Raw genomic sequence first — 24,075 nt, 5'->3', positions numbered from 1 at the left:
ATGCGTGCGACGGAGCGGATCGATCTCGCGTGCTGCAGCCCGGCGCAGCGATGATTGCTCGTCTTACGAGCTGCGCGCCTGCGGCAACCCGCTTTCGGCCTTGGCCGCGTCGATTGCGACGGCCAGCTCGTCGATGCGATAGGGCTTGGAGAGAATGCGCACCCCCGCCTCCTTCGCAGCGTGCACCGCCGCTCCGGAATAGCCGCTCGTCAGCAGAATCGGCATATCGCCCCGTCGTCTCTGGATTTCGCGCGCGAGCTCGACCCCGTTCATGCCGCCGGGCATCATGACATCGGAAAACACCAGATCAACCGTGCGTCCATCCGCCAGCGCGCCCAGCGCCGCGACCGCGCTCGATGCGCGCGTGACCTCGTAGCCCAGCTGTCGCAGCATTTCACTCACCAGCGCAGCCACCTCGTCGTCGTCCTCGACCATCAGAATACGTCCCTCTCCGTGGCGGGGTCGCGGGCGATGGAGGTCGATGAGATGCTGCTGCTTCACCGGCGCGGCGCGCGCGGATTTCGGAAGGTACAGCGCGATCGTGGTGCCGCGACCGGGCTCCGAGTCGATGCAGACGGTGCCGCGCGACTGCTTGACGAAACCGTAGACCTGGGCCAGCCCGAGGCCCGAGCCCTTGCCGACATCCTTCGTGGTGAAGAACGGCTCGAACACGCGCGCGCGGACCTCCTCCGTCATCCCGATTCCAGTGTCGATCACCGACAGCCGGACATAGTCGCCGGCGACCTCGTCATCTCGCCAGTTCGGCAGGTTCTCTCCGCGCACCAAAATGGTGCCGCCGCTCGGCATCGCGTCACGCGCATTGACGGCGAGATTGAGAATCACGAGTTCGAGTTCGCCAGGATCGGCCTCGACGGGCCAGAGCGCATCGCGAAAATCGAATTGCACGTGGACGTCGCCGCGCAGGCTACGATCAAGCAGCTCACGCATGCCGCCGATCTGCCGGGCGATGTCGACCGGCTCGGGCCGCAGCTCCTGCCGGCGCGAGAACGCCAGCAGCTGCCGTGTCAGGCTGGCGCCGCGCTGCGCCGCCTGAATCATGCCGTCCATCAGGCGGCGGCGCCGCACCGGATCGGCCTGACGGTCCAGCATGTCCAAACCGCCGGAAATCACCATCAGCAGATTGTTGAAATCATGCGCGACGCCGCCCGTCAGCCGGCCGATCGCCTCGATCTTCTGGGCCTGGCGCAGCGTTTCCTCGACCCGCGCGCGCTCGGCCATCTCGAGACGAAGATGCTCGTTGGATTCCGCGAGCGCCCGCGTCCGCTCCTCCACCAGCCGCTCGAGCTGGTGCGCGGCCTGCTCGCGCGCCTGGATCAGGGCGCGGATTTCATATTGGCGGCGCCGCGCCCGCATCGCCGATTGCACAGCGCTCATCAGCGTGATCGGCTGGATCGGGCGCTCCAACAGCGAGACGTTGCGCAACGCGCGCACGAGATTGCGCCGCCAAGCGACGACGGCGGGCTGCTCACGGTGGCTCGTCAGCACGATGAACGGCAGGTCGGACCAGGCTGGCTGCCGCTCGACCCATTGCATGAGCGGGGCGGTGTCCTTTGCGAACAGGCCCTCCTCCGCCACGACGACCGCGCCGACGCCGGAGCTCAGCTCGGAGATCAGTTCCGCCAGGCTGGAACAGACCTGCGTGTCGAGCCTGGTGCTCCGCAGCAGCTCCGCAGATGCCGGACCGTCGCGCCCGATCGGCGCGAATACAAGCACGCGCTGATCGGACTCAGTGCTCATGTTCCGTACTCATCTCGGCGATGCCGGCGCCGGAAAAGCGCGGATTGCCCAGGAAGATGCCGCTGAATTCGGTCAGCGGCGGACCAACGGTGATTCCGGAGCCGCTCAGGCGAAACTCGCGGATCGTGTGCTCGTGGCGGCCGCTGCGTTTCTTGACCACAGACAGCGCGCGACGCACGGTGCCCGCCACTTCGAAATAGCGCAGCATCAGCACCGCGTCGCTGAGATAGCTGATGTCCAGCGGCGTATCCATCGGTCCGACCAGGCCGTTCTGCGCCAGCACCAGGACGGTCAGCACGCCCTGCTGCCCGAGATAGCTCAGCAGCTCGTGCATCTGCAGGATGAGAAAGCGATCGTCCGGCATCGCGTTGAGATAGCCGTTGAGACTGTCGATGACGATGACACGGGCATTGTCATGCTCCACACTGCGCCGCACGATGGCGCCGAACTCTCCCGGCGACAATTCGGCGGGATCGATCTGCTGAAACCGGAGCCGACCGGACTCGATGTAGCGTTCGAGCGGTAGGCCCAGCGTGCGCGCCCGCGCCTCCACGGTGCCGCGGCCCTCGTCGAACGCGAAGAACACGGCGTGCTCACCACGCCGTGCCGCCGCGATGGCGTAGGTCAGCGCGATCGAGGATTTGCCGACACCCGCCGCACCAATGAGGAGCGCGTTGGTGCCGCGCTCGAGCCCTCCGCCCAGCAGCTGGTCGAGCTCGGCGTTGCCGCTCGAGGTAAACTCGCCGAGGAATGAGCGGTGATGCTCCGACGCGACCAAGCGCGGAAAGATCCTCAAACCGCCTTCGGCGATCGTGAAATCGTGGAAGCCGCCGCGAAACGCGATGCCGCGCATCTTGATCACGCGCAGCCGGCGGCGCTCGGCGCCATACTGGATCGCCAGCTGCTCGAGCATGACAACGCCGTGCGCAACCGAGTGGAGCTGCAGGTCGTCCTGCGTCGACGAGAGGTCGTCGAGCAGGATGACCGTGCAGTTGCGTTTGGCGAAGAAGTGCTTCAGTGCCAGCACCTGGCGGCGATAGCGCAACGGGCTCTGCGCCAGCAGCCGGAGCTCGGACAGGCTGTCGATCACGACGCGGGCGGGATCGATGCGCTCGACCTCCTTGAACATCAGGCCGGTGGTCTCGCTGAGCTCAACCTCCGCTGGATGAAACACCGTGAGCTCCCGCTCCGGATCGAGCGTCGTTTCGGGAGGCACCAGCTCGAACACATCAACGCCGGCCAGCGACCAGCCGTGCCGCTCGGCGACGAGTTCGAGCTCGCGCTTCGTCTCCGACAGGGTGATGTAGAGCACACGCTCACCAAGGCTCCTGCCCTTGAGCAGAAACTGCAGTGCGATCGTGGTCTTTCCGGTCCCCGGCTTCCCCTCGTAGAGATACAGCCGATTGGCATCCAAGCCGCCACCGAGGATGTCGTCGAGTCCCTCGCTTCCGGTGGAGATGCGCGGGACATGCCTCGCGCCACCCTGCCTGCCGTCAACGCGCTCCGTCATCAAATGCTCCGACATGATGAATTGAGGCAAAGGGCAATGCGCCGTTCGCCGACGCAGCAGGGCCGGCGGACGTTGCGGCGTCAGACAACGAACACGGAGAAACCGCATCGGGTTCCCATGGAACCCGGCCGTCAACGAAAGACCTGTGGCGACCGACGGCAAGATCAGCTCGACGGCGCTACCGCGTCGGCCATGGTGGCACCGCGCGTCCCGAGCGGCTTGTCTCCGCCTGTCGTGGTGTCGCGCAGGGTCTGATGCTCCAGCTCGGCATCGAGCTCGGCGCCGATCAGGATCACGATCGCGGAGATCCAGATCCAGGTCATGAAGCCGATCACAGCGCCGAGCGAGCCGTAGGTTGCGTTGAAGCTGCCGAAATTGGCGGCGTACCATGAGAACAGCGCCGAGCCGGCGAGCCACAGCGCGGCAGCGAGCGCGCTGCCCCAGCTGATCCAGCGCCATTTCGGCTCCTCACGGTCGGGGCCGTAGCGATAGATCAACGCCAGCCCCAGCGCGACGCAGACGAAGATCGCGGGCCAGCGGCCGATGCGCAGCAGCAGATCCGCGGCGTCGGAGAGTCCGAGATAGGTCAGGAGCACCGGCACGACGACGATCGCGGCGATGGCCAGCAGCGCGAACAGGATCGCGCCGCCGGTGAACAGCAGCGACACCGCGTTCAGCCTGATGAAGCCGCGCGTCTCCCGCTCGCGATAGACCACGTTGAGCGTATCGAACAGCGACTTCATCGCAGCATTGGCGCTCCACAGCGAGATCGCCAGGCTGACGAGAAAGGTCACGCCCAGCGCCTGGCTGCCATTCGCCGAGACCCGCGTAAGCTGGTCGCGGGCGATCTCGATGGCCCCGCCCGGCAGCAGGCCCTGCAGCTGCTCGACCTGCCCCGTGATCCTGGCGGGATCCGAGAACAGTCCGTAGATCGCGACCAGCGCGGCGAGCGCCGGGAAGATCGCCAGCAGCGTGTAGAAGGTCATGCCGGCGGCGAGCGCGACGATGCGGTGCTCGCCGACATTCTCGTGACGATGCGGTGCTCGCCGACATTCTCGTAGAGGCGATACAGCACATCCTTCCATCCGCGCGCCGGACTCTCGGACGGCGAGCCGGCCAGCCGGCCATGACCATCCTCGGAAGCGCGCGTCCCCTGCCCTCCACTCCGTTCGGGGCGGTCGAGATATTGGATCAGCACCGCGAGTCCCAACAGCGCGAGCATGCCGCCGGTGCCGGACCCGCGCATGCGGCCCGCGCCGGACAGGCCCGCCGCATCCCGAGATGCAGCATCCGAGTTCCTGGATCGACCGAACATCGCGCGTATCCGTTTGTTGCCGCGGGAGGCAACCGAAGGTCTCCGCGAATGTTCCGAAAACTCGCCCGGACCAGGACGACGGGCGATATACTCGCCTGCGAATGAACGCATCGGCGTGGCGCCGACACAACAGTTAATGTTGCACGCGAGGAACGGGCCTGCGCGCCCCCGCGTTGCAACGATGTCTTTCAACAAGGGATAAACGCATGCGCCGCCTGCTCTTTGCTTCACTGTCCGCCACCGCCGTCCTCGCCGGCTTTGCCGCGATCTCGCCCGCGTCCGCGGCACAAGATCGGTTCTGCCTGCAGGGCAGGATCTGGGGCTATCCGGGCAATTGCCAATTCTCCACCTATCAGCAGTGCCAGGCGTCCGCCTCCGGCACGGATGCCGGTTGTGGCATCAACCCGGCCTACGCCTTTGCACGCCAGCGCGGCTACTATCCCCGCTAGCGACGTTCGACGATGGCCGCCAAGGTGGCGACCGCTTCGGGCCGTTGCGACTGATATCGGTTATCCCGTGATGCAACAGCGGCGGCAGCTGATGAGCTGCCGCCAAGCCGGATGATGCGTGCGGCACGAGACGCCGCGGTTCGACGTCGTGTCCGGTCACTGGTCCGGCAAGCGGCACCTCTATGGCGCTCCGCAGCATCGCTCCTCCACCACGGCTCACCGCCTGAGGCACGGAACATTGTACGCCGCCGTCACTTATACGGCCGAGCGTCTCACATGGAGGAGGACATCATGAACGGACTAATTTATCTGGTAGGCTTGATCGTGGTGATCGTTGCCGTCTTGTCATTCTTCGGCCTGCGCTGAGATGGCTTCGACGATGAGACATCGCACGGCTTAACCCGGATGATCGGAAAAACCCCGGTGCCGTTCGCCAACGGCACGACCGCGCCGGAATAGGTTGCTCACGAGACCCTGGCCCGGTCGACGACCGGGCCGCTTCCGTCGTGATGCCCCTTTCGGATCCGGCGGCCGGTTCAGGCGAGATCAAGCCGCATCTGCCGCGCATCCTCGCCGTAGCTACTCATGGTGCCGTCGACGCGAGGTGCCACGACGACAAATCCCTGCTTCCGCCAGAACGCAACAGAGCCGTTGACGGCGGTGAGCGAGAGCGATGTGAGGCCGCGTGTGCGCGCATGGCCGATCAAGGCGTCGACGATCCGGGACGCCGCGCCACTGCCGCGGACCTCCGGACGCAAAGCAAGGTCGTGGATGTAGTAGGTCGAGGCCGGCGCGGGAATGCTGCCGATCAGGACATTCAAAGCCGGCGGCTGGCCGCCATGCCAGGGATGGCTGACGACATACCCGACCACCTCACCATCGGCAGCAGCCAGCACGCGGCAACCCTGCGGATAAAGACGCAGGCGCTCGGCGAACACGGCCGCATCCTCGGGAAAGTCCGGGTGCACGCGCGCCGCCACGGCATCGACCGCTGCGAGATCGTCCGGGCGCATCGCGCGCCAGCCAGGCGCGCCGGCCGTGGGACGTTCGTCATTCATGCAATGAGGGAGCCTGCGGCACGGCTTACTTGGCGAGTTACTTTGCAAGTTACTTGGCGAGCGCCAGCCAGCGTTCGCTGGCCGACACCGCCGCGGGCCACAACGCCTCCGTCGGCTGCCCGCGGTGCAACGCCTTGCCGACCTCGCAGATCGACATGAACGCCGACGAGCGCGCCTCCTCGGTCTCCAGCGCCTGCTCCGCGCTCGGGCTGCGCACCAGCCCCATCAGGCCGTTCAGCATTTGCAATGCGGCATCCGGTGCCGCAGCCTGGGCCGACTTGAGCGCCGCCACCACCTGCGCAGCCTTCTCCGTTTCCGTCACCGCAGCCTCTTGCTCCGTTCCACCTGGAGCAAAGCTAGCAAGACGGCTGCCGCTCCGCAACGCGGGGGCGGACTTCGCAGCGCGGACGCTGGCCGCCCGTGGACGGCGCAGCCTGGGAAGACACTGACGCTCGACGACCGCCGCTCAGCGCGCGCTGGCCGTCATTTGCCAAGTGACTTCATTGACTTCACTTGCCAAGTGACTTCGCCATGTCCAGGTGCTTCTGCAGCACCGGCACGGTCTGCTGCGCGAAGTCGGACAAGGGCGAGTTCGCCGCCGCCTCCTTCTGATATTTCTTGATGTCTTCCTGATGATCGCGAACCATCGCCTGCGCAAAGGCCTGGTCGAAACGATTGCCCGACAGGCCTTCCAGTTTGTTGTAGATGGCCTGCTGCTTCTTGCTGGGTTCTGACGGCAGCTTCATCCCGTTCTGGCTGGCGAGCTGCTGCGCCTTCTGCAGGTGCTCGCCATGGTCCTGCTGCAGCGCCTGGCCGAACTGCTTGACCTGGTCGCTTTGGCCCTTCTGCTGCGCCAGCTTGCCCATGTTGACCTCCGACAGATCACCTTCGATCGCGTCCGTCATGAAGCGCTGGTCCTTGGCCGCGGATTGCGCCTTCGGCGCTGCAACGGCGCCGCCGGCGATCAGCAAGCTCACCGCACATGCGGTCATGAAGGTTTCAACCGGTCGGGTGCTACGAGTTCGGCTCTGCGTGGTGGCGATCGTCATCATCATCGTCTCCGGATCTGGATGCGTTTCACTGCAAGAGCCGCCGGTGACGATGGTTCCTAATGTCCACCGCGCCACAGCCGATGAGCCTGCTCCCATGCTTTGGCCGTGAAGTTCGGACGACAACGTGCCGAAGCAGATCTCGGCGCTGGTCCGCGCACCGCTGCCGGATCTCGGACCGTCTGGTCGGCAGCCCGCAGCAATGTCTCGGGCGCGACTGATGCGAGAGCAGCGAGCCAAATCAGATCGATCACAAAGGCTCAAGGCGCAGCCGGCGACTTGGGTTCGGACGCAGCCGGAGCCGACAACGCCGCATAGACCAGTCGATTGATGCCGCCGGGCCGCAGCGCCGCGCGGGCCTTGCTGCCCGGCGTCGCCTGGATCATCTCGACGCCGATCAGCTGCTCCGCGGGATCGATCCAGAAATAGGTGCCCCAGTAACCGGCCCAGGCGAAGCTCCCGGGCTTGCCGGGCAGCCAGCTAGAGACCGGATCCGTGCGGATGGCGAAGCCGAGGCCGAACGTGGTTCCGGCCCGGGGCCCGACCTCCTCGCCGCCAAAGATCCTGACGTCGGCCGGCAACGCATCGGTCGTCATCGCCTTCACGGCCTCCGGGCTGAGCACGCGCACGCCATCGAGCAGGCCACCATTCAACAGCATCTGGCAGAAGCGGAGATAGTCGGGCGCGGTCGAGACCAGCCCGCCGCCGCCGGCGAACAGCTTCGGCTTCGTCGTGACGTCCCAGATCGGCGGCCGCTCCGGCATCGGCGCATCGACGAGCCGGTCGAGCTTCTCCTTCGGCACGACGAATCCGGTATCGACCATGTGCAGCGGAGCGAAGATGCGGTCCTGCATGAACTGATCGAGCGGCTGACCGGACACGACCTCGATGACCCGGTCGAGCACGTCGACGCTCCAGCCATATTCATGGACCTCGCCGGGCTGATGCGCGAGCGGCAGGGCGGCGAGACTCGTCACGAAATCCTTTAACGTGCGGTCGCGCCGGTACACGGCTTTCCAGCCATAGAGCATGTGGATCATGCGGATGCCGGCATCGGCATTCGGGTCGGCAAGGCCCCCTGCGGGATAGGCGAAATCCAGCTCTGGGTAGATCAGGCCCGAGGTGTGCCGCAGCAGGTCGCGCACGGTCATCGGACGCTTCGGCGGCTCGAGGCCATACGCTGTCGTCCCGGTGGCGGGGTCGGTCCTGCGCACCCCGACCTGCATGTCGGCGAGCTCCGGCAGATAGTGGCCGACCGGCGCATCGAGATCGAGCCGGCCGTCATCGACCAGGATCATCGCCGCGACGCTGGTCACAGGCTTGGTCATCGAGGCGATCCAGAAGATCGAATCGATCCGCATCGGCACCGTCTTGGCGCGGTCCTGAAAGCCGATCGCTTGCAGATAGACCAGCCTGCCGGCCTTGGCGACGGCGACGACGGCGCCGGGAACGAGGCCTTCGGACGGCGGGAAGGCGTCGAAGCGCGCCTGGTACCAGGGCGCGATCCGCGCCAGCTGCGCCGAGGAGACGCCGAGCGCCTCCGGATCGGCGGGCTGAGACAGGTCGCCTGACGCCGCGGGCCGCGCGAGCGACAGCAGCAGCATCAGCGTGGAGAGGAGTTGCAGGGCGCGGGACCGCGATATGCGGGGGGTCATGGACGTCTCCGGACGAGAGGCAGCTGAGGCTGCGTCACCGGAGACTGCATCGCAGCCACCTCCCCGGCTCGCCGAATTCCCGGCTTCGGCTAGCCGATTTTTCGATCGGCCACGTCCGGCGCCTCGCTCGGCGGCAGATCGAGCGCCTTGCGCCGGTACTCGGTCGGCGTCAGCCCGGTCGCGGCCTTGAAGGCGCGGTTGAACGGACCGAGCGACTGGAAGCCGGCATCCATCGCGATGGTCAGCACCGGGACCTCGCGCTGGCCCGGATCCGCCAGCGCGGCCTTGGCCTCTTCGAGCCGGTGGTGATTGATGAAGGCACTGAAGTTGCGATAGCCGAGGCCGTCATTGATGGCGCGCCGCAGCTGCTCCTCGGGAACGGCGAGCCGGGCCGCCAGCGCGCCGATGGTCAGCCGCTCCTGCCGGAAGATGCGCGCCTCGGTCATCAGCTGGCCGAGGCGCTTCAGCAGCAGCGGATTGACGTCCTTGTCGGCCGTTCGCGACGGAGGCGCGATTTCTGGTTCGCCTTCGCCGCGTGGCAGCAAGCTGGCGGCTGTGCCGGCCGGCGCGACCTGCAGCAGGCTCCACGCCGCAAGAGCTGCGAGCGCGCAAAGCCCGCCGGCACGGATGATGGACATGGCATCCGGCGCGATCATGGTCGCGCCGAGGCCCGCGCCGTAGATGGCATCGATCGCAATGAACGTCACACTGCCGAGCAGGACGACGACGCGCAGGCGCGGCCGTCCCGCCACGAGGTCGCCGCGCCAATTCGCCATCGTCTGCGCGACCACCAGCACGGCCAGCCCGAGACCCGCGATCTGCACCATTTTGTCGGCAAGGTCGCCGACCCGATCGAGCCTCGGCCACAGCAGGGGACCGTAGGCGCTCAGCAGTTCGCCTGCAACGAACAGCGCCCATACGGCCATGTGCCGGGCCTGCAGGGTGAATTCATCGTCGAAGACGGCCTTCGCCCACAGCCAGAACACGACCGTATTGCCGGCCGCCAGCGCCAGTACGGGCGCCCGCCAAACGGCGGCAGCCTGCCAGAACCCCGGCACCGCATTGACCGCGGCTGCCGCCGCGCCCAGCAGCACCGCCGCGGTCAACGGCCCGCTCCGGGTCCGGCGGCGATCGCGCCAGGTCAGGCCGGCTGCCAGAACAAACAGTCCGCAGGCCGCACCGTGGACGCAGAGTTCGACAGCCGAGAGGGACATGGTGTTCAACGACTCTTGCGCGCTTAGTTCTTGGCGTTCAGGTTTTTGGGACGCCGCTCGCCCGATCCCGCGCCTTGCAACGCGCCGAATGAAACGGAGATCGCCTCGGCCACGCCGATCGTGAAGACGCCACCGTTCGCGGTCTGCCACTGCTGATAGCCGGCGTCCAGGTCCGGGTTCACGGCCGCCTTCTCCTTGAGAAGTTGATCGACCGATGCCGCGAGAGCAGCCCTGTCGAACGGCATATGCGCGATCCTGGTCGTCTTCGGCGCACCGGGGCCCGCCGCCGTGAACGGCACGTCGAAGGCCCAGATGTGGATGATCACACGCTTGTTCTGGGTCTCGATGCGGCCGATCCCGATCTTTGTCGTCGTCGGCGTCGGAGACTTGATCGACCAGATCTGGCCGACGGCGAACTCCTTCGCGCGGACGGTCTGAGACTGCGCCGGCGCTGCGCTGACAACGCCCATCAGCATCAAGACGACGGAAAGATACCTGATCACGCACAGCCCCATTCTACCGACATGTGCCGGCCAATGTGACATGCCACAGCCGGATTGGCTACGGACGGCGAACGGCAGTCCCTCACTGCGGGTCGATGGCCGCGCGCGGACCGCAGCCGAGCGCCTGCGCCAGCACGTGCCCCAGCCTACCGGCTTGCGCCGCACGGCCGCGCCAGGCCACGATCTGATCGGGACGGATCAGCGCAAGATCGGCCTCATAGAGATCGCGCAAGGCGCGCGGCAGGGTGACGACCTTCACGTCCGCGCGCAGCCGCCCCGCCGCCTCGTGCAGCAACTCCTCATCGACGTCGCAGCCCTCGAACCGCAACAGCGTCCATTCGAAGCCGAACGTGTCGTAGAGCGAGACACCCTGCGCCAGCCAGGCATGCGGCGCGCGGCCGCCGGGACAGGCGCTGGGCACGTAGACATTGGCGGCGTCGGGCGGCGGCTGCGTCCCATCCGCCGCGATGATCGGCGAGCCGTCGTAACGCCCGCCAAAGGTGATGCCGGGGATGTTGAACTCGGCGCGGGCATGCTGATCGAGATAGGCGCCGGCGATGCGGCGGGCTTCGGCTCCGGAATCGGTCGCGTCCTCGATCTCGGGCGCGGCGGCGAACAGGCCGAGCGAATCGGCGAAGCGGCGCGCATAGTCGGTGTTGCGCAGCGCCAGCGGACGCCGCTCCGCGGCATAGCTATCAAGCAGCGACAGCGGGCTGATGCCCTTGACGACGCTCGCGAGCTTCCAGCCAAGATTGACGGCGTCCTCGATCGCGGTGTTGTAGCCGAGCCCCCCGGTCGGCGTGAACAGATGCGCCGCGTCGCCGCCGAGGAACACCCGGCCGCGCTGCATACTGTCGGCGACCAGCGCGTGGCCGGCGGTCCAGGTCAGATGCGACAGCACCTCGCACGGGATGGCCACACCGCAAGCGCGCTGGAATGCGACCTTTGCGTCATCGGCCGTGATCGCGCTCTCATCCTCGCCGGGCCGGAGCTGGGTGTGGAAGGCGAATTCGTCGCTTCCATTCACCGAGGCCATGAAGGCGCGGCGGTCGCGATTGAAGCAGACATACATCCAGGCCTGCGCATGCGGCACGCTGGCGTAGAACTGCGGCGCGCGCAGATACACCGCGAGCATGCGGCCGCCCATGAAATCGCGCTGCACGCCTGTGGTGCCGCCATAGGAGATGCCGAGCGACTGGCGGACGGCCGAGCGTGGGCCATCGGCACCGATCAGGAAATCTGCTTTCACCTGGAAGCGCGCACCGTCGCTGACACCCGCGACCTCGGCCGTGATGCCCTTGTCATCGGCGGCATGGCCGACCAGCCGATGGCCGTAGTGCAGCGTGATGCCGGGAAGCGCCTGCGCATGCCGGCGCAGGATCGCCTCGACGTATTTCTGCGACACCCGGTGTGGCAGCTCGGCCGCGCTCCACGAGCCGGACATCCCCTTCACCAGCTCGGTCGCACGCGCTGCCGATGGCAGCTGGAAGCGCGCCAGCTCGTAACTCGTGTAGCGGGTGAAATAGGCGACGTCGGTCGGATAGTCCGCCGGCAGGCCGGCGCGCCGGATCTCGTCGGCAATACCGAGCCGGCGGTAGTGCTCCATGGTCCGCGCCTGGGTTGCATTGGCCTGCGGGTTGAAGGCCGTGCCCGGCTTCTCGTCGATCAGGATCGCGGACACGCCGCGCCGGCCGAGCTCGTTGGCGAGCATCAGCCCGCACGGCCCGCCGCCGACGATCAGGACGGAGGCGGTCAGGGGCGTGGTCACGGCGCATCTCCCTCGCAATGTGCGGGAATGCTACGGCGTCGGGCCGAATAGTCAAGCAGCCTGACTATCTATCCTCCTCCAGCGGATCGAAGCGTTGGCCATAGGCAGACAGGCCCTGCACGATCGCGTCCATCGTCGCCTTGCCGAGTTCCTGGCGCATTTCGGACTCCGCCACGTCGACGGCATCGCCAAAGGCCTGCAGCCATTTCAGGCCGGCCGGCGTGAAGCGGACGAGGCGCGCGCGCCCGTCGTTCGGATCCGCCTCGCGCACGACCAGCCCCAGCACCGCACACTGATCGACCAGCTCGCCCATCGCCTGCTTGCTCATCGAGGCCCGCCGCGCGAGCTCGGTCAGCCGCGTGCCTTCGACGTCGAGATTGCGGGTGAGACTGACATGGGCGATCCGCGTCCCGCCATGGCCGCTCGCGGCCATCAGCTCAAGGACGCGCGACTCGAACCGGCTCACGGCATTGTTGAGCAGCCGGCCGACATTGGCGTGCCGCCACGCGGTCGCGGTCTGCCGCGCAGCCGGCGTCTTCCGTTGATTGCGCGCTGTCATGTCGGGAACACCTCGCCTGATCGGGCTACGCTGAGCCAGCGTAGCAAGTGCAAGGTGACATCGGGAAATGCGTGAGCTGTCACGCAGGAAATGGTCGGAGCGGCAGGATTCGAACCTGCGACCCCTGCGTCCCGAACGCAGTGCTCTACCGGGCTGAGCCACGCTCCGACTTGGGAAGCCGGCTTATAGCCTCGGGTCTGCGTCTCCGCAAGCGCAGCATGCAGGAAATCGCATCGAAATCGCAGGGCGCCAGAGGATGGGTTAACTGGTTGAGGTGATGGGACTTTGTCCGGCGGCCACGGCGCCAGCGCATTTCAGCGGTCGATTTGCGCGCTTCATTCGAACGCCCCCGCCCGCTATAGCGGGCGCGCAAAGCCACCGCCGCCCCGTACCCGTGATGCCCCCGCCAGACACCATCGCGATCGAGACCATGATCCTGCCCGCCGATGCCACCGGAATCGCGGCGGGCGCGGCGACGTTCGCGCGCGGCGGGCTGGTGGCGTTTCCAACCGAGACCGTCTACGGCCTCGGCGCCGATGCGGCGAATGCCGCGGCGATCGCCCGGCTCTACCAGGCCAAGGGACGACCGGCGTTCAACCCGCTGATCGCCCATGTCGCCGATCTCGCCGCCGCGCGGCGGATCGGCCGATTCGATGAGGCGGCCGAGCGTCTCGCCGCGGCGTTCTGGCCGGGCCCCTTGACCCTCGTCGTCGCGCAGGTGGACGGATGCCCCGTCGCCGATCTCGCCACCGCCGGCCTCGACACCGTGGCGATCCGCATTCCCTCGCATCCGGTCGCGCGGGCGCTGCTCGCGGCGTTCGGCGGCGCCGTGGTGGCGCCCTCCGCCAACATCTCCGGCCACGTATCGCCGACGACGGCGGCGCATGTCGCGGCGGATCTCACGGGGCGAATCGACCTGATCCTCGACGGCGGCGCGGTCGACGTCGGGGTCGAATCGACCATCATCGGCTGCTTCGATCAGCCCACCCTGCTGCGCCCAGGCGGGGTTCCGAGCGAGGCGATCGAGCAGGTGCTCGGCCGGCCCCTGGCCCGGCCCGCCGCCGCAGAGGCGCATGCGGCCGAGCAGCCGCTGGCGCCGGGCATGCTCGCCTCGCACTATGCCCCGCGCGCCGCCGTACGCCTGGAGGCGACCGAGGTCTACCCCGGCGAGGCGCTGCTCGCCTTCGGTGCCGCGACCTTGCCCGGGGCCGGACAGGCCGCCGCGATCCTCAACCTGTCGCCCTCGGCCGATCCGGCAGAGGCGGCGACGCATCTTTTCGGCTATCTTCGCAACCTCGATGCCAAGGGAGCGCGCAGCATTGCGGTGATGCCGATCCCGAACGACGGACTGGGCGAGGCCATCAACGACCGGCTGCGCCGCGCCGCCGCGCCGAGATAACACTGGAAGCGACCGACCATGAACATCAGCCCGCCTGCTCTGCCGCCGCTGCCCCCCGAACTGATCGCGCAATTCGCCGCCATCGTCGGCGAGCGCCACGCGCTGACCGCGGAGAGCGATGTCGCGCCTTACGTCACCGAGGAGCGCAATTTGTTCCACGGCCGCTCGCCGCTGGTGCTGCGCCCGGGCTCGACCGCCGAGGTCGCCGCGATCTGCAAGCTCGCCAGCGCGCACCGCATCGCGCTGACGCCGCAGGGCGGCAACACCGGCCTCGTCGGCGGCCAGACGCCGCACAATGGCGAGGTGGTGGTGTCCTTGAAGCGCATGGACAAGATACGTGACGTCGACACCGCCTCCAACACCATGATCGCCGAGGCCGGCGTCGTGCTGCAGGTGGCGCAGCAGAAGGCTGCCGAGGTCGATCGCCTGTTCCCGCTGTCGCTGGGCGCCGAAGGCAGCTGCACCATCGGCGGCAATCTCTCCACCAATGCCGGGGGCACCGCCGCGCTCGCCTATGGCGTCGCGCGCGAGATGGCGCTCGGGGTGGAGGTGGTGCTGGCCGACGGGCGGGTGCTGAACGCGCTGTCGAAGCTCAAGAAGGACAACACCGGCTACGACCTGCGCAATTTGTTCATCGGCGCCGAGGGCACGCTCGGCATCATCACCGCGGCGAGCCTGAAGCTGTTCCCGAAGCCGCGCGCGATCGAGACCGCCTTCGTCGGGCTGAAGTCGCCCGAGGATGCGCTGAAGCTGCTTGCGATCGCGCAACGCGAGGCGGCCGGCAGCCTGACCAGCTTCGAGCTGATCGCCCATATCGCGCTGGACTTCTCGATCCGTCATGTCGCCGGCAACCGCGCGCCGCTGTCCGGCCCGCATCCATGGTTCGTCCTGATGGAGCTGTCGTCGTCGCGCGACGATGCGCGCGCCACGCTGGAGACCATCCTGGAGCAGGGCCTCGAGGCCGGCATCGTCGATGACGCCGCGATCGCCGAAAACCTCGCCCAGCGGATGGCGTTCTGGAAGCTGCGCGAGGACATCTCCTGGGCGCAGAAGCCGGAAGGCGGCTCGATCAAGCACGACATCTCGGTGCCGGTCGCCGCGGTGCCGGCCTTCATCGCGGAGGCCAATGCGGCCGTGGTGAAGCTGATGCCCGGCGCTCGCCCGGTGCCGTTCGGCCACCTCGGCGACGGCAACATCCACTACAATGTCAGCCAGCCGGTCGGCGCCGACACCGCGGACTACCTCGCGCGCTGGCACGAGGTGAATGCGGTCGTGTTCGCGATCGTGCTGCGTATGGGCGGCTCGATCTCGGCCGAGCACGGCATCGGCGTGCTCAAGCGCGACGAACTGCCGGACGTGAAGGACCCGACCGCCATCGCGCTGATGCGCGCGATCAAGGCGCAATTCGATCCGCTGGGGATCATGAACCCCGGCAAGGTTCTCTAGGTTCGCGCCCCTGCTATGAACACTGCTCCCGCTCTCGCCATCTCCGACATCACTGGTGCCGACGTGCCCGCGATCATCGCGCTGTGGCAGCGCTGCGGCCTGACGCGGCCGTGGAACGATCCAGCCGCCGACATCGCGCTCGCCCGCCGCGGCGACAGCTCCACCGTGCTGGTCGGTCGCAGCGGCGGCGCCATCGCGGCCTCCGCCATGGTCGGCCATGACGGCCATCGCGGGTGGGTCTACTACGTCAGCGTCGATCCCGAGCATCGCGGCCGCGACCATGGTCGCGCCATCATGGCCGCCGCCGAGGACTGGCTGCGGGCGCGCGGCATCGCCAAGCTGATGCTGATGGTGCGCGGCGACAACATCAAGGTGCAGGAATTCTATCAGGCGCTCGACTATGCCGTGCAGGACAGCGTCGTGTTCTCGAAATGGCTCGACGGCCGCCCGCCGACGCCCGGCATGAAATAGAGGCCCAGCATGAGCATCTCCGACCGCATCCGCGTCCACGAGCGGCGCGTGCTGTCCGACCATTACGGCACGCTGACCTCGACGAAGTTCGAGTGGCGGCGCGACGACGGCACATGGCAGATGCAGAGCCGCGACGTGTTCGAGCGCGGCAATGCAGCGGCGATCCTGCCCTACAACCTCGCGCAGCGCAGCGTCATCCTGGTCAAGCAGTTCCGCTACCCCGCCTTCCTCAACGGCTACGACGATCTGCTGATCGAGGCCGCCGCCGGCCTGCTCGACGACGCCTCGCCGGAGGAGCGCATCCGCCTCGAGGCCGAGGAGGAGACGGGCTTCCGCCTGCACGACGTCAAGTATGTATTTGAGGCGTTCATGAGCCCGGGCGTCGTCACCGAGAAGATCCACTTCTTCGTCGCAGCCTACGAGCCCGAGATGCGCGTCAGCGCCGGCGGCGGGCTCGCGCATGAGGGCGAGGAGATCGAGGTGCTGGAGGTCGGCATCGGCGAGGCGCTGGCGATGATCGACGACGGCCGCATCCAGGATGCCAAGACCATCATGCTGCTGCAGCGCGCGGCGCTGACGATCTTCGTCTGACGATGGATCCCTCAGAACAAGCTCCCCTGCCCGTCATCCGCGGGCGCAGTTGAAGTCTTGCGCGATGCAACCTTCTTCGCCGGCTTGCGCTGCGCGTCCTCGGCGGCACGCATCTCCGCGGTCATCGGCAGCAGCAGCTGGTCGTCATCATTGGCGACGGCGTTGACGCGCGTCGACACCTCGTACCAGGCGAACTCGCCCTCCTCCGGCGCGACCATCAGGTGCATCACGTCGCTGGCGTCGTCATTGCGGCAGTCGAGCCAGAGCGAGAAATCATCCGGCCTGATCGTCACCGGCACACGGTCATGCAGGGTGGCCATGTCCGTGCGCGCGGCCGCCGTCACGATCGCGACCGTGTCGACCTCCTCGCCATTCGGTCCCATCCAGGTCTCTGCCAGCGCCGCGAAGCCGAACGGCGCGCGATCGCTGCGATGAATGAACAGCGGCCGCTTGCGGCCATCGATGATCTGCCACTCGTAATATCCATCAGCGGGCACAAGCACACGGCGCCGCCGGATCGCATTCCTGAACGCGGGCTTCTCGCGTACGGTCTCCGAACGTGCATTGATCAGCAGCGTGAAACCACGGGGATCCTTCACCCAGGCCGGCATGAAGCCCCAGCGCATCAGGCGAAAATGCCTGATGTCGTGATCCAGGAGAATTACGGGGATCGGCTGCGTCGGTGCAATGTTGTGCCGCGGCGGGAAGTTCGGCTGCTCCTCGTAGCCGAAGATCTGCCTGAGCGCGGCGGGTGGTGAAGTGATCACGAAGCGTCCACACATAATCTCACTCAAATCGTCGTGTGTTCAGCACCTTTTAACCGGGGTTGAGAAGACTGCAGCGGATGACCGCAGCGGCGACCCAATCCGTGCCTTCCGATCGCACGACCCAACGACCGGCGGGCAGCGCCATTGATCCGGCGCGCGCCGCAATTCTGCGCGCCGCCAACATCAATCCGCGCACCGGCCTCGCCACCGACTATCTGAATCATTTCAACGAAGCGGTCATGCTGCTCGAAATGATTCCCGATATCCCGGAATGCGCCGAGGACTTCCTGGCGTGGACGCCCCTGACCTATCCAGAACATTTCACGCACACCAATTTCAAGGCCCGCGACCTGGTCATCGAGGCCTATGAGCAGACCGAGCCGGCGATTCGCGACCGCTTCGACCACCTCACCAAGACCATGACCGACATCCTGCTCGCGGTCGGCACCGCCATGCGCGAGGCCAAGCAGGACTCGACCAAGGCCAAGCTCGCCGAACAGGCCGCGGGCTGGGTCAAGCCGCTGGTGTCGCAGGCCGGCGGCATCATCAACGGCGACATCGAGTTCGATCCAGAACCGGTGTCGGAAGTCGACGAGGTCGACGCCGTCGACGCCATCATGGCGAGCTTCTGAGCCGGCTGCCATCGCGGCGGTCTTCACGTTACAGTGCGGATCCCTGCTGGAGCCGTTTCCCATGACCGACGCCATCCCGCCCCGCCATCCCCAGCTCGCCGTCAGCGCCGCGATCTTTCGCGACGGCAGGATCATGCTGGTGCGCCGGGCGCGCTCGCCGGCCAAAGGCGTCTATACCCTGCCCGGCGGCCGGGTCGAGTTCGGCGAGACCCTGCAGGAGGCCGTCGCGCGCGAGGTCATGGAGGAGACCGGGCTCACGATCGCGGTCATCGGCCTCGCCGGCTGGCGCGAGGTGCTGCCCGCCAGCCATGGCGGCAAGGGCGGTGGCGGCCACTACCTGATCCTCCCCTTTGCCGCGCGCTGGCAGGCCGGCGAGCCCATGCTCAACGACGAGCTCGACGACGCCCAGTGGCGCGCTCCCGATGCGCTCGACGGACTGACCGTGACCGACGGGCTCCCGGACATCATCGCCGCCGCCCGCGCCCTGCTGTAGGCCCGCCTTGCGTCCGCCGCCCGGCAAAGGCATATGACGATCGTGCGTCCGATCATCCCCACCCGCCTTCTGGCCGTCCTCATGCTCGTGCTGGCCTGCGCCGCCGCCCCTGCGCGGGCGCAGGATGCGGCTGCGCCGTTCGACGGCGATCTGCAGCGGCTGGCCGAGATCCTCGGCACGCTGCATTACCTCCGCGGCATCTGCGGCAGCAACGAGGGCGCCAAATGGCGCAACCAGATGCAGGCGCTGATCGATGCCGAGACGCCTGCGGGCGAGCGCCGCGCCCGCATGATCGCCGGCTTCAACCGCGGCTATAACGGCTTCCAGCAGACCTACCGGACCTGCACGCCGGCGGCGATGGTCGCGATCCGCCGCTACATCGACGAGGGCTCCAAGATCTCGCGCGATCTCACCGCGCGCTACGCCAATTGAGGGCCCAAGGGGTTTACCGGGGTTGCTGAGGCGTTTGCTGGAGGGTTAACGGCTCACCGGCGTTATCCACGTTTGCATGAACCCCGTTAACCTTTCCTAAAGAACTGGCCTAGGCGGCGGGCTGCTCCGTGATAGACCTCTCTCGTCCGGCGCGCCCGCGTTCGGATTTCCTTGCGCCCTGCGGCCCCGCCAGACTGAATTCAATGAGCTTTCCGGTTACCTTCAGCGCCCTCCCCGCCGTCCTGCCCGACCATGAGCAGAAGCAGGCCGCGCTCAGCTATCTCAACGAAGCCTGGGCCGAAGCGCGCCATGACGGCGTCGATGGCGACTGCCTGGCGCAGGCCAGCCTGTTCGCGGCGCTCGCCGAGCTCGTCGGCACCTATGGCGAGGACGCCGTCGCGGCCTTCGTCGAGGGCATGCCCGAGCGCGTGCGCAACGGCGAATTCTCGCTGTCCCGGGCGACGCAATAGGCGAGCCGCGAACGCGGCCGTCATGCCCGCCACCGGGTCTCGCCTCCGGCGAGCCGACGACGAGCCGCGATAGACACCCGAATTGTAGACATACTCAAGCGCAACATTTTCGGTGTCATGCCCGCGCAGGCGGGCATCCAGTACGCCGTGACGTCTCGGTTGATCACGACTGTCGGCGAGTACTGGATCCCCTCCTTCGCGGGGATGACAGCGGTGGGTGTCGCGACATCTGCGGACTTGGCTGTAGCGCTCAGAATTAGTCGCAGTTTGTAGGGTGGGCAAAGGCGCGCCTATACTGCGTGATTGATGCGACGCTCTCGCGCGCGCCGTGCCCACCATCGCGCTCCGAGCCTGCCTCTCGACGGTGGGCACGCGACCGCCCTGCGGGCGGCTGCTTTGCCCGCCCTACCGCTCGAACTTTGAATCGTGCTGTGATCACGACTGCATCAGCGCTTTGCCGACATCGGCGATCATCTGCACAGATGACAAACAGCCTTAGGCACGCATCCTCGTCCTCGCGGCGCAATGCGTCCGAGCGATGATTGACGTTCGTCCCTCACTCAATCGAGGGCGCAGGGAAGGCTGGGCGTCGGCTGACGCCCATGGCCCCCGTGCGAACAAAAGTGCACGGGGCAGGAACCACAGGTGCAGCCGGATGAGCCCAGCCTTCCCTGCGCGATGGTTTTAACGCTTCTTTCGTGCTCTCCCTGGGGACCGGCTTGATTGCCCCCATCACCCGCGCCCCTGCTCTCGCACCGACGACAGGCTTGACCTCGGCATCGGGAGGTCAGGACCACACGACTTCACGTCCGCATCGAGATTGTTCGTCCGCGCAAGCCAAAGCCACGCTGCAACCCGACACGTCCACCGCCTCCCCGCCTCGCGTCTCGTGACGACCGCGCGTACGCCCCTCTCGTTGAGGCGGGATGGAGGGAGAGATGACATGAATTCTGGAAAAAAGAAAGTCGAATTTTGCCGCAAACCGTGCTGACCAACCTGATCGCATTGACTCGTGTGCAAAATTCCCGTTTCGGCGCATAGGTTTTGTGGAATTTCCGTAGCCGAGAACAGCGGCCTTACAAACACGCTTACGCACTGATTCGCCCGACGGGCGGACCAGCCTGGTAACGGCTCAACCATTCTATCAGCGCAACGGCAAACCAATGGACTCCATCGCGCCGCCGCTCATCTTTTGAAGGCGGACATCACCGGACTGACGAAGAATATCCGCTAAGGGCCACAAGCCGACATAACTGCAAAGAGCCGCTTGGGACGAACTAAACGCATCCCTGCTTCTGGAAAATGGTCTTGATCGAATCCTTGTTGCGAAACTCGTACTGCGTCATCGAAGGATTGTAGAGTAGGATGCCACTTCCGGAGTTTCGGAGGATGTTGCGGTCAAGGCAGTTGCCGTCCTTGTCTTGAATTGCCTGGATATGTGATGGGTCTGCAATCTGGCTCTTAAGCCAAGCGTAACCGGCGTTATTCGAACAGACAAATAATCCGACGAATGCTCCGAGCGCCAGCTGTCGAGCAGGCAAAAGCTTGTATTTGTACCCGACCCAGAAGAAATAGAGCAAAGCTCCCTGGAATATGAAGGTCGGCAGCATCAATGCCGTGAAGTAGGTAACACCCGTGATTTGAAAAATGCCATCAAATATCCAATACGCTGCAATGGCTATAACAAGCGCTATCCAGAAGCGCTGACCTTCTAGGTGGTATTTGATCATAATGGGCTCGATTAGATCGCGAGCTTTTTGACGGAAATCGACTTCCGTCATTGCACTGACGAAATTTACGGCCGTACCGATCACCGTATACGTGATGAACAACGAGACAAAATATTGGATGATAGGTAGATTGGTCTGAATGAGGTCGGTCAGTGAAAAGAACTCAACGAAACTCCCTGGAATACTTGCGAAGTAAGCAGCATTGAATGCTGCAATCGTGCCGACGTAGAGCAGCGTCAACACTGTCAGGACTTCCCCCAACCCGACACTGCGGAGAGGCGCGAATACCGCCTGGTAACTGTGTGGGTCAGGTTCAACGATAAGATCCTGACCGTGGCGAGGAATGATCACATCGTTCTCGCCTTCCGGATCATCGTCGTAGGCTTTAGCCATGGCCTCCCCCCAGCAGTCGTTCAATAGGTATAGACGCTACCCTAGATAGCACAAATCCCGTGACGGGGGCTCTTGTGCGTTACAGCCCAATGGCCCGACGGCCTTTCTCTGCCGGGCCATAGGCTGTTCTCCGGAATGGGGTGGCGCTATGGCCGGTGTACCCCGGTTAACAGGCGACTTGCCGCAGCGCCGCAAGTCGGCAGCCATGGCCACAAGCGGAACTAACGAGCCTCCGCCATGCAGCACGGCGAGCAGGCCTTCGTCGGAGGACGAACCTCAATTGTGCTTCAGTGGGGACATCATCTCAGCGATGCACAGCTCTTCTTGTTCCTTGTATTCCGCCTGATTATTGACCGTCACGCGGTCAGTCGTCCCATCGCTGTAAGTCTTGACGAACACGGCTGGGGGACCGGGCTCAATGCTGAAGCGGATCAGTTTTTTCATGCGAACAATCCTGCGGGGCCAGGGCCATATGAATTGCCACCATAAACGTAACACATTGCATAGGGCCGCGAGGGGGCAAAACGGCCCTCCGGCCATTGGCCCTCGGGAGCGGACGATCGGTGGCGCCGGTCGGGAGACCAGGGATGAGGCATTTCCTGCCGCCAAGTTCATGTCGTCTGGTCCGTCATGTCCTTGGCGATGGCCAACACGCCGATCAGCGACCGGGAATGTTTCTTGAGTTCGATGTGGCGAGTTAGCGCGTCGTGGCCGAGTTTGGTGAGGGCGGCCAATGGGACGATTGAACCGAGGAATGGTGCTAAGGCGGGAACAAGGAGACCGAAACCTGCACCAACGACACCGACCGCTGTTTGCGCGGTGCTTGCCTTGAACTTGTCATTTATCTCACGAACCGAGCGATTGTATCTGGCGATGCCAGAGTCGATTTCTCGGCAAATCTCGGCGGCCACTTTGTCGACGTTTTCAAGCGCCGACGCATGAAGGTTGCTGATGGCAGTAGCAAGCATCTTGCGGAAGACTTCGTGTTCGCTGTCCTCCCGAAGCTCGGCGAGCACGGCGACGGGAATATTGTTCAGCCATTCCAGCCGTTCGGAGGAAAGAGCCGCCAATTGACGACGGGTTGGTTCGTCAAGAAGTCGCAATCTGGAGAGGCGATCGGCATTCACCTCGGAAACTAGTTTGAAATAGTGGCCTTGCTGCTCGATGCTGAGCAAGGGGTGGGCGCCCAATTCCTCGGCGTTCTCGAACAGGTGGAAGTTGGGCGTCAGGCGCTCGAAGATCCCGGTGAGCACCTTGGAACCCACTGGCGCACGCCTGTACATCTGGATGTATTCAGCAGTCCTCCACGTCTTAACGAAGTGGTCATATCGCTGCAGGGATTGTGCGACCGGCTCGCCGATATTTGCCTCCGGCGGCACGAAGAGCGCATTTCGTTCCACTGCCCGGATGAAGTCGTCAGTGTGCGTGTTAGCAAAGACGTGGGCATCCTCGAAAGAGCCGATGCCTGGATCGACGAAGTGGGTTAGCACATCCACAACGAGCTGATCGATACCCTTCCTGGTGGCGTCGTCTTCCCGTTCTAGGGACTTCTCGAAGCTCGGAAAGACGAACAGGGGGCAGTGGGGCAAGTTAGCATCGATGAGCGGCCTCAAATGCAAGATAGCGTGGGCCGCCTGAAGAGGTCTAACAAGCCGAAATCTCTCGTGTTGGCGAGCATCCTCTAGCCAAGGGTAGAGAGGATCGGGAATGAGGACCGTATCCGCATAGAGGAGCGTGCTGCGGGTGCTCGCCAGCTGGCTCGTCCCGAAATTGGAAGCGCCACCGAGGACGAGTTTGGTGCCGCCGAGGCGCGAAGCGAGCCTGTAAGCCTTCACTCCGTTCTGGGCGTAAAAAGTGCGGAGCTGTGTGTCAGCAAAAGTGAATGCGTCCTCCACGCGGTGCTGGAAATCGCGCCCCCGTTTACGAACCGCATCGCCGAAGCCCTCAATGGGGGAAAACTCTTCGGGGGGCATGCCGGTGGCGCGCCCCCAGAACTCCCCAATCATCTGGAAGAGCTCGATCTGGTATGCTGAAGCTTCCTTGGCGATGTCGATCATGACGCGCTCCTGAGAGAGAGCTTATCACGGCCTGGGCCTGACTGGCCAAGGGCGTCGAGGCACTGGACGTCTGCATCGGGTCAAGAGGCCAGGTGCCCGAGTTACTCGCGAACGTCCGCGTCGGCGCTAGCAGCAGACATTCGCATCCCCCTTTGACCGGGCCGCGCGCCACCAGCCTCCTGTCGTGACGCTCGCGCGCGCTCATGCAGGCGTCGGAGGAAGGCTGGGCTTCGCAAATGAAGGCAGTCCGTAGGGTGGGCAAAGCAGCCGCCCGCAGGGCGGTTGCGTGCCCACCGTCGATCAGCGCGCTCGGAGGCGAATGGTGGGCACGGCGCGCGAGGGGGCTGAGCTTGTCG

General features: G+C 65.6%; 23 protein-coding genes, 1 tRNA gene and 1 pseudogene. 9 read left to right on the top strand and 16 right to left on the bottom strand.

Features of this window, described 5'->3' with window-relative positions; genetic code table 11:
- Nucleotides 1–63 precede the first annotated feature (63 nt).
- The 3 genes and pseudogenes from QQL87_RS27790 to QQL87_RS27780 all read right to left on the bottom strand — a co-directional run bounded on the left by QQL87_RS27790 (nucleotide 64) and on the right by QQL87_RS27780 (nucleotide 4,514).
- A complete protein-coding gene (locus tag QQL87_RS27790; protein ID WP_284419622.1) occupies nucleotides 64–1,758 on the bottom strand; it encodes an ATP-binding protein in 1,695 nt (564 codons plus the stop codon).
- Nucleotides 1,748–3,268 carry an ATPase domain-containing protein gene (locus QQL87_RS27785; RefSeq protein ID WP_284419620.1) on the bottom strand — a complete coding sequence of 507 codons (1,521 nt, stop codon included), beginning with the start codon at nucleotides 3,266–3,268 and terminating at the stop codon, nucleotides 1,748–1,750. Before QQL87_RS27785 ends, QQL87_RS27790 begins: the two co-directional genes overlap by 11 nt.
- A 164-nt stretch (nucleotides 3,269–3,432) precedes the next feature.
- Nucleotides 3,433–4,514: pseudogene (locus QQL87_RS27780) on the bottom strand (YihY/virulence factor BrkB family protein).
- A gap of 275 nt (nucleotides 4,515–4,789) precedes the next feature.
- On the opposite strand from QQL87_RS27780, the gene QQL87_RS27775 reads away from it, so the two are divergent.
- Nucleotides 4,790–5,032 (top strand): DUF3551 domain-containing protein, encoded by a 243-nt coding sequence (locus QQL87_RS27775; protein ID WP_284419619.1) that lies wholly within the window; start codon nucleotides 4,790–4,792, stop codon nucleotides 5,030–5,032.
- A 536-nt stretch (nucleotides 5,033–5,568) separates the two neighbouring features.
- Here the strand turns inward: QQL87_RS27775 and QQL87_RS27770 are convergent.
- From QQL87_RS27770 to QQL87_RS27730, 9 genes are all read right to left on the bottom strand, one after another.
- Nucleotides 5,569–6,090, bottom strand: coding sequence for a GNAT family N-acetyltransferase (locus QQL87_RS27770; RefSeq protein WP_284419618.1), 522 nt, complete (start codon nucleotides 6,088–6,090; stop codon nucleotides 5,569–5,571).
- A 49-nt stretch (nucleotides 6,091–6,139) separates the two neighbouring features.
- On the bottom strand, nucleotides 6,140–6,412 hold the full coding sequence (locus QQL87_RS27765; RefSeq protein WP_284419617.1) for a hypothetical protein: 273 nt from the start codon (nucleotides 6,410–6,412) through the stop codon (nucleotides 6,140–6,142).
- A gap of 187 nt (nucleotides 6,413–6,599) precedes the next feature.
- Nucleotides 6,600–7,265: a DUF4142 domain-containing protein gene (locus tag QQL87_RS27760; RefSeq protein WP_284424131.1), complete on the bottom strand. Its 666-nt coding sequence runs from the start codon at nucleotides 7,263–7,265 to the stop codon at nucleotides 6,600–6,602.
- Nucleotides 7,266–7,399: 134 nt separating this feature from the next.
- Entirely contained in the window at nucleotides 7,400–8,794 is a 1,395-nt protein-coding gene (locus tag QQL87_RS27755; RefSeq protein ID WP_284419615.1) for a serine hydrolase domain-containing protein, read from the bottom strand.
- Nucleotides 8,795–8,883: 89 nt separating this feature from the next.
- Nucleotides 8,884–10,008 carry a helix-turn-helix domain-containing protein gene (locus QQL87_RS27750; RefSeq protein ID WP_284419614.1) on the bottom strand — a complete coding sequence of 375 codons (1,125 nt, stop codon included), beginning with the start codon at nucleotides 10,006–10,008 and terminating at the stop codon, nucleotides 8,884–8,886.
- A 23-nt stretch (nucleotides 10,009–10,031) separates the two neighbouring features.
- Nucleotides 10,032–10,553 (bottom strand): hypothetical protein, encoded by a 522-nt coding sequence (locus QQL87_RS27745; protein ID WP_284419613.1) that lies wholly within the window; start codon nucleotides 10,551–10,553, stop codon nucleotides 10,032–10,034.
- 40 nt (nucleotides 10,554–10,593) lie between these two features.
- The gene (locus tag QQL87_RS27740; protein WP_284419612.1) at nucleotides 10,594–12,279 is read right to left on the bottom strand and encodes an FAD-dependent oxidoreductase; all 1,686 of its coding nucleotides are present in this window, start codon (nucleotides 12,277–12,279) and stop codon (nucleotides 10,594–10,596) included.
- A gap of 64 nt (nucleotides 12,280–12,343) precedes the next feature.
- Nucleotides 12,344–12,838, bottom strand: a complete 495-nt coding sequence (locus tag QQL87_RS27735; RefSeq protein WP_284419611.1) for a MarR family winged helix-turn-helix transcriptional regulator — start codon at nucleotides 12,836–12,838, stop codon at nucleotides 12,344–12,346.
- Between the two features lie 91 nt (nucleotides 12,839–12,929).
- Nucleotides 12,930–13,006: transfer RNA gene (locus QQL87_RS27730), tRNA-Pro, on the bottom strand.
- A 229-nt stretch (nucleotides 13,007–13,235) separates the two neighbouring features.
- On the opposite strand from QQL87_RS27730, the gene QQL87_RS27725 reads away from it, so the two are divergent.
- From QQL87_RS27725 to QQL87_RS27710, 4 genes are read left to right on the top strand one after another with little or no spacing between them, the layout of a single operon-like run.
- On the top strand, nucleotides 13,236–14,237 hold the full coding sequence (locus QQL87_RS27725) for an L-threonylcarbamoyladenylate synthase (RefSeq protein WP_284419610.1): 1,002 nt from the start codon (nucleotides 13,236–13,238) through the stop codon (nucleotides 14,235–14,237).
- A gap of 18 nt (nucleotides 14,238–14,255) precedes the next feature.
- On the top strand, nucleotides 14,256–15,683 hold the full coding sequence (locus tag QQL87_RS27720) for an FAD-binding oxidoreductase (protein ID WP_284419608.1): 1,428 nt from the start codon (nucleotides 14,256–14,258) through the stop codon (nucleotides 15,681–15,683).
- A gap of 15 nt (nucleotides 15,684–15,698) precedes the next feature.
- The gene (locus QQL87_RS27715) at nucleotides 15,699–16,154 is read left to right on the top strand and encodes a GNAT family acetyltransferase (protein ID WP_284419606.1); all 456 of its coding nucleotides are present in this window, start codon (nucleotides 15,699–15,701) and stop codon (nucleotides 16,152–16,154) included.
- A 9-nt stretch (nucleotides 16,155–16,163) separates the two neighbouring features.
- Nucleotides 16,164–16,745 carry an NUDIX hydrolase gene (locus QQL87_RS27710; RefSeq protein WP_284419604.1) on the top strand — a complete coding sequence of 194 codons (582 nt, stop codon included), beginning with the start codon at nucleotides 16,164–16,166 and terminating at the stop codon, nucleotides 16,743–16,745.
- Nucleotides 16,746–16,756: 11 nt separating this feature from the next.
- Here QQL87_RS27710 and QQL87_RS27705 read toward each other — a convergent pair whose 3' ends face one another.
- A complete protein-coding gene (locus QQL87_RS27705; protein ID WP_284419602.1) occupies nucleotides 16,757–17,527 on the bottom strand; it encodes an SOS response-associated peptidase in 771 nt (256 codons plus the stop codon).
- A gap of 62 nt (nucleotides 17,528–17,589) precedes the next feature.
- On the opposite strand from QQL87_RS27705, the gene QQL87_RS27700 reads away from it, so the two are divergent.
- From QQL87_RS27700 to QQL87_RS27685, 4 genes are all read left to right on the top strand, one after another.
- Nucleotides 17,590–18,144: a hypothetical protein gene (locus QQL87_RS27700; protein WP_284419601.1), complete on the top strand. Its 555-nt coding sequence runs from the start codon at nucleotides 17,590–17,592 to the stop codon at nucleotides 18,142–18,144.
- Nucleotides 18,145–18,205: 61 nt separating this feature from the next.
- Nucleotides 18,206–18,637, top strand: coding sequence for an NUDIX hydrolase (locus QQL87_RS27695; protein ID WP_284419600.1), 432 nt, complete (start codon nucleotides 18,206–18,208; stop codon nucleotides 18,635–18,637).
- A gap of 54 nt (nucleotides 18,638–18,691) precedes the next feature.
- The gene (locus tag QQL87_RS27690) at nucleotides 18,692–19,069 is read left to right on the top strand and encodes a TIGR02301 family protein (RefSeq protein WP_284419720.1); all 378 of its coding nucleotides are present in this window, start codon (nucleotides 18,692–18,694) and stop codon (nucleotides 19,067–19,069) included.
- A 203-nt stretch (nucleotides 19,070–19,272) separates the two neighbouring features.
- Nucleotides 19,273–19,539, top strand: a complete 267-nt coding sequence (locus tag QQL87_RS27685) for a hypothetical protein (RefSeq protein ID WP_284419599.1) — start codon at nucleotides 19,273–19,275, stop codon at nucleotides 19,537–19,539.
- Between the two features lie 1,277 nt (nucleotides 19,540–20,816).
- Here the strand turns inward: QQL87_RS27685 and QQL87_RS27680 are convergent.
- From QQL87_RS27680 to QQL87_RS27670, 3 genes are all read right to left on the bottom strand, one after another.
- Entirely contained in the window at nucleotides 20,817–21,662 is an 846-nt protein-coding gene (locus QQL87_RS27680) for a hypothetical protein (protein ID WP_284419598.1), read from the bottom strand.
- Nucleotides 21,663–21,938: 276 nt separating this feature from the next.
- Nucleotides 21,939–22,106, bottom strand: a complete 168-nt coding sequence (locus tag QQL87_RS27675) for a hypothetical protein (protein WP_284419597.1) — start codon at nucleotides 22,104–22,106, stop codon at nucleotides 21,939–21,941.
- Between the two features lie 167 nt (nucleotides 22,107–22,273).
- Nucleotides 22,274–23,719, bottom strand: a complete 1,446-nt coding sequence (locus QQL87_RS27670) for a hypothetical protein (RefSeq protein WP_284419596.1) — start codon at nucleotides 23,717–23,719, stop codon at nucleotides 22,274–22,276.
- Nucleotides 23,720–24,075: the final 356 nt, after the last annotated feature.

The sequence above is a fragment of the Bradyrhizobium sp. SSBR45G genome (assembly GCF_030159255.1).
Lineage (GTDB): Bacteria > Pseudomonadota > Alphaproteobacteria > Rhizobiales > Xanthobacteraceae > Bradyrhizobium.
This window is presented reverse-complemented; position numbering and strand designations above follow the sequence as displayed.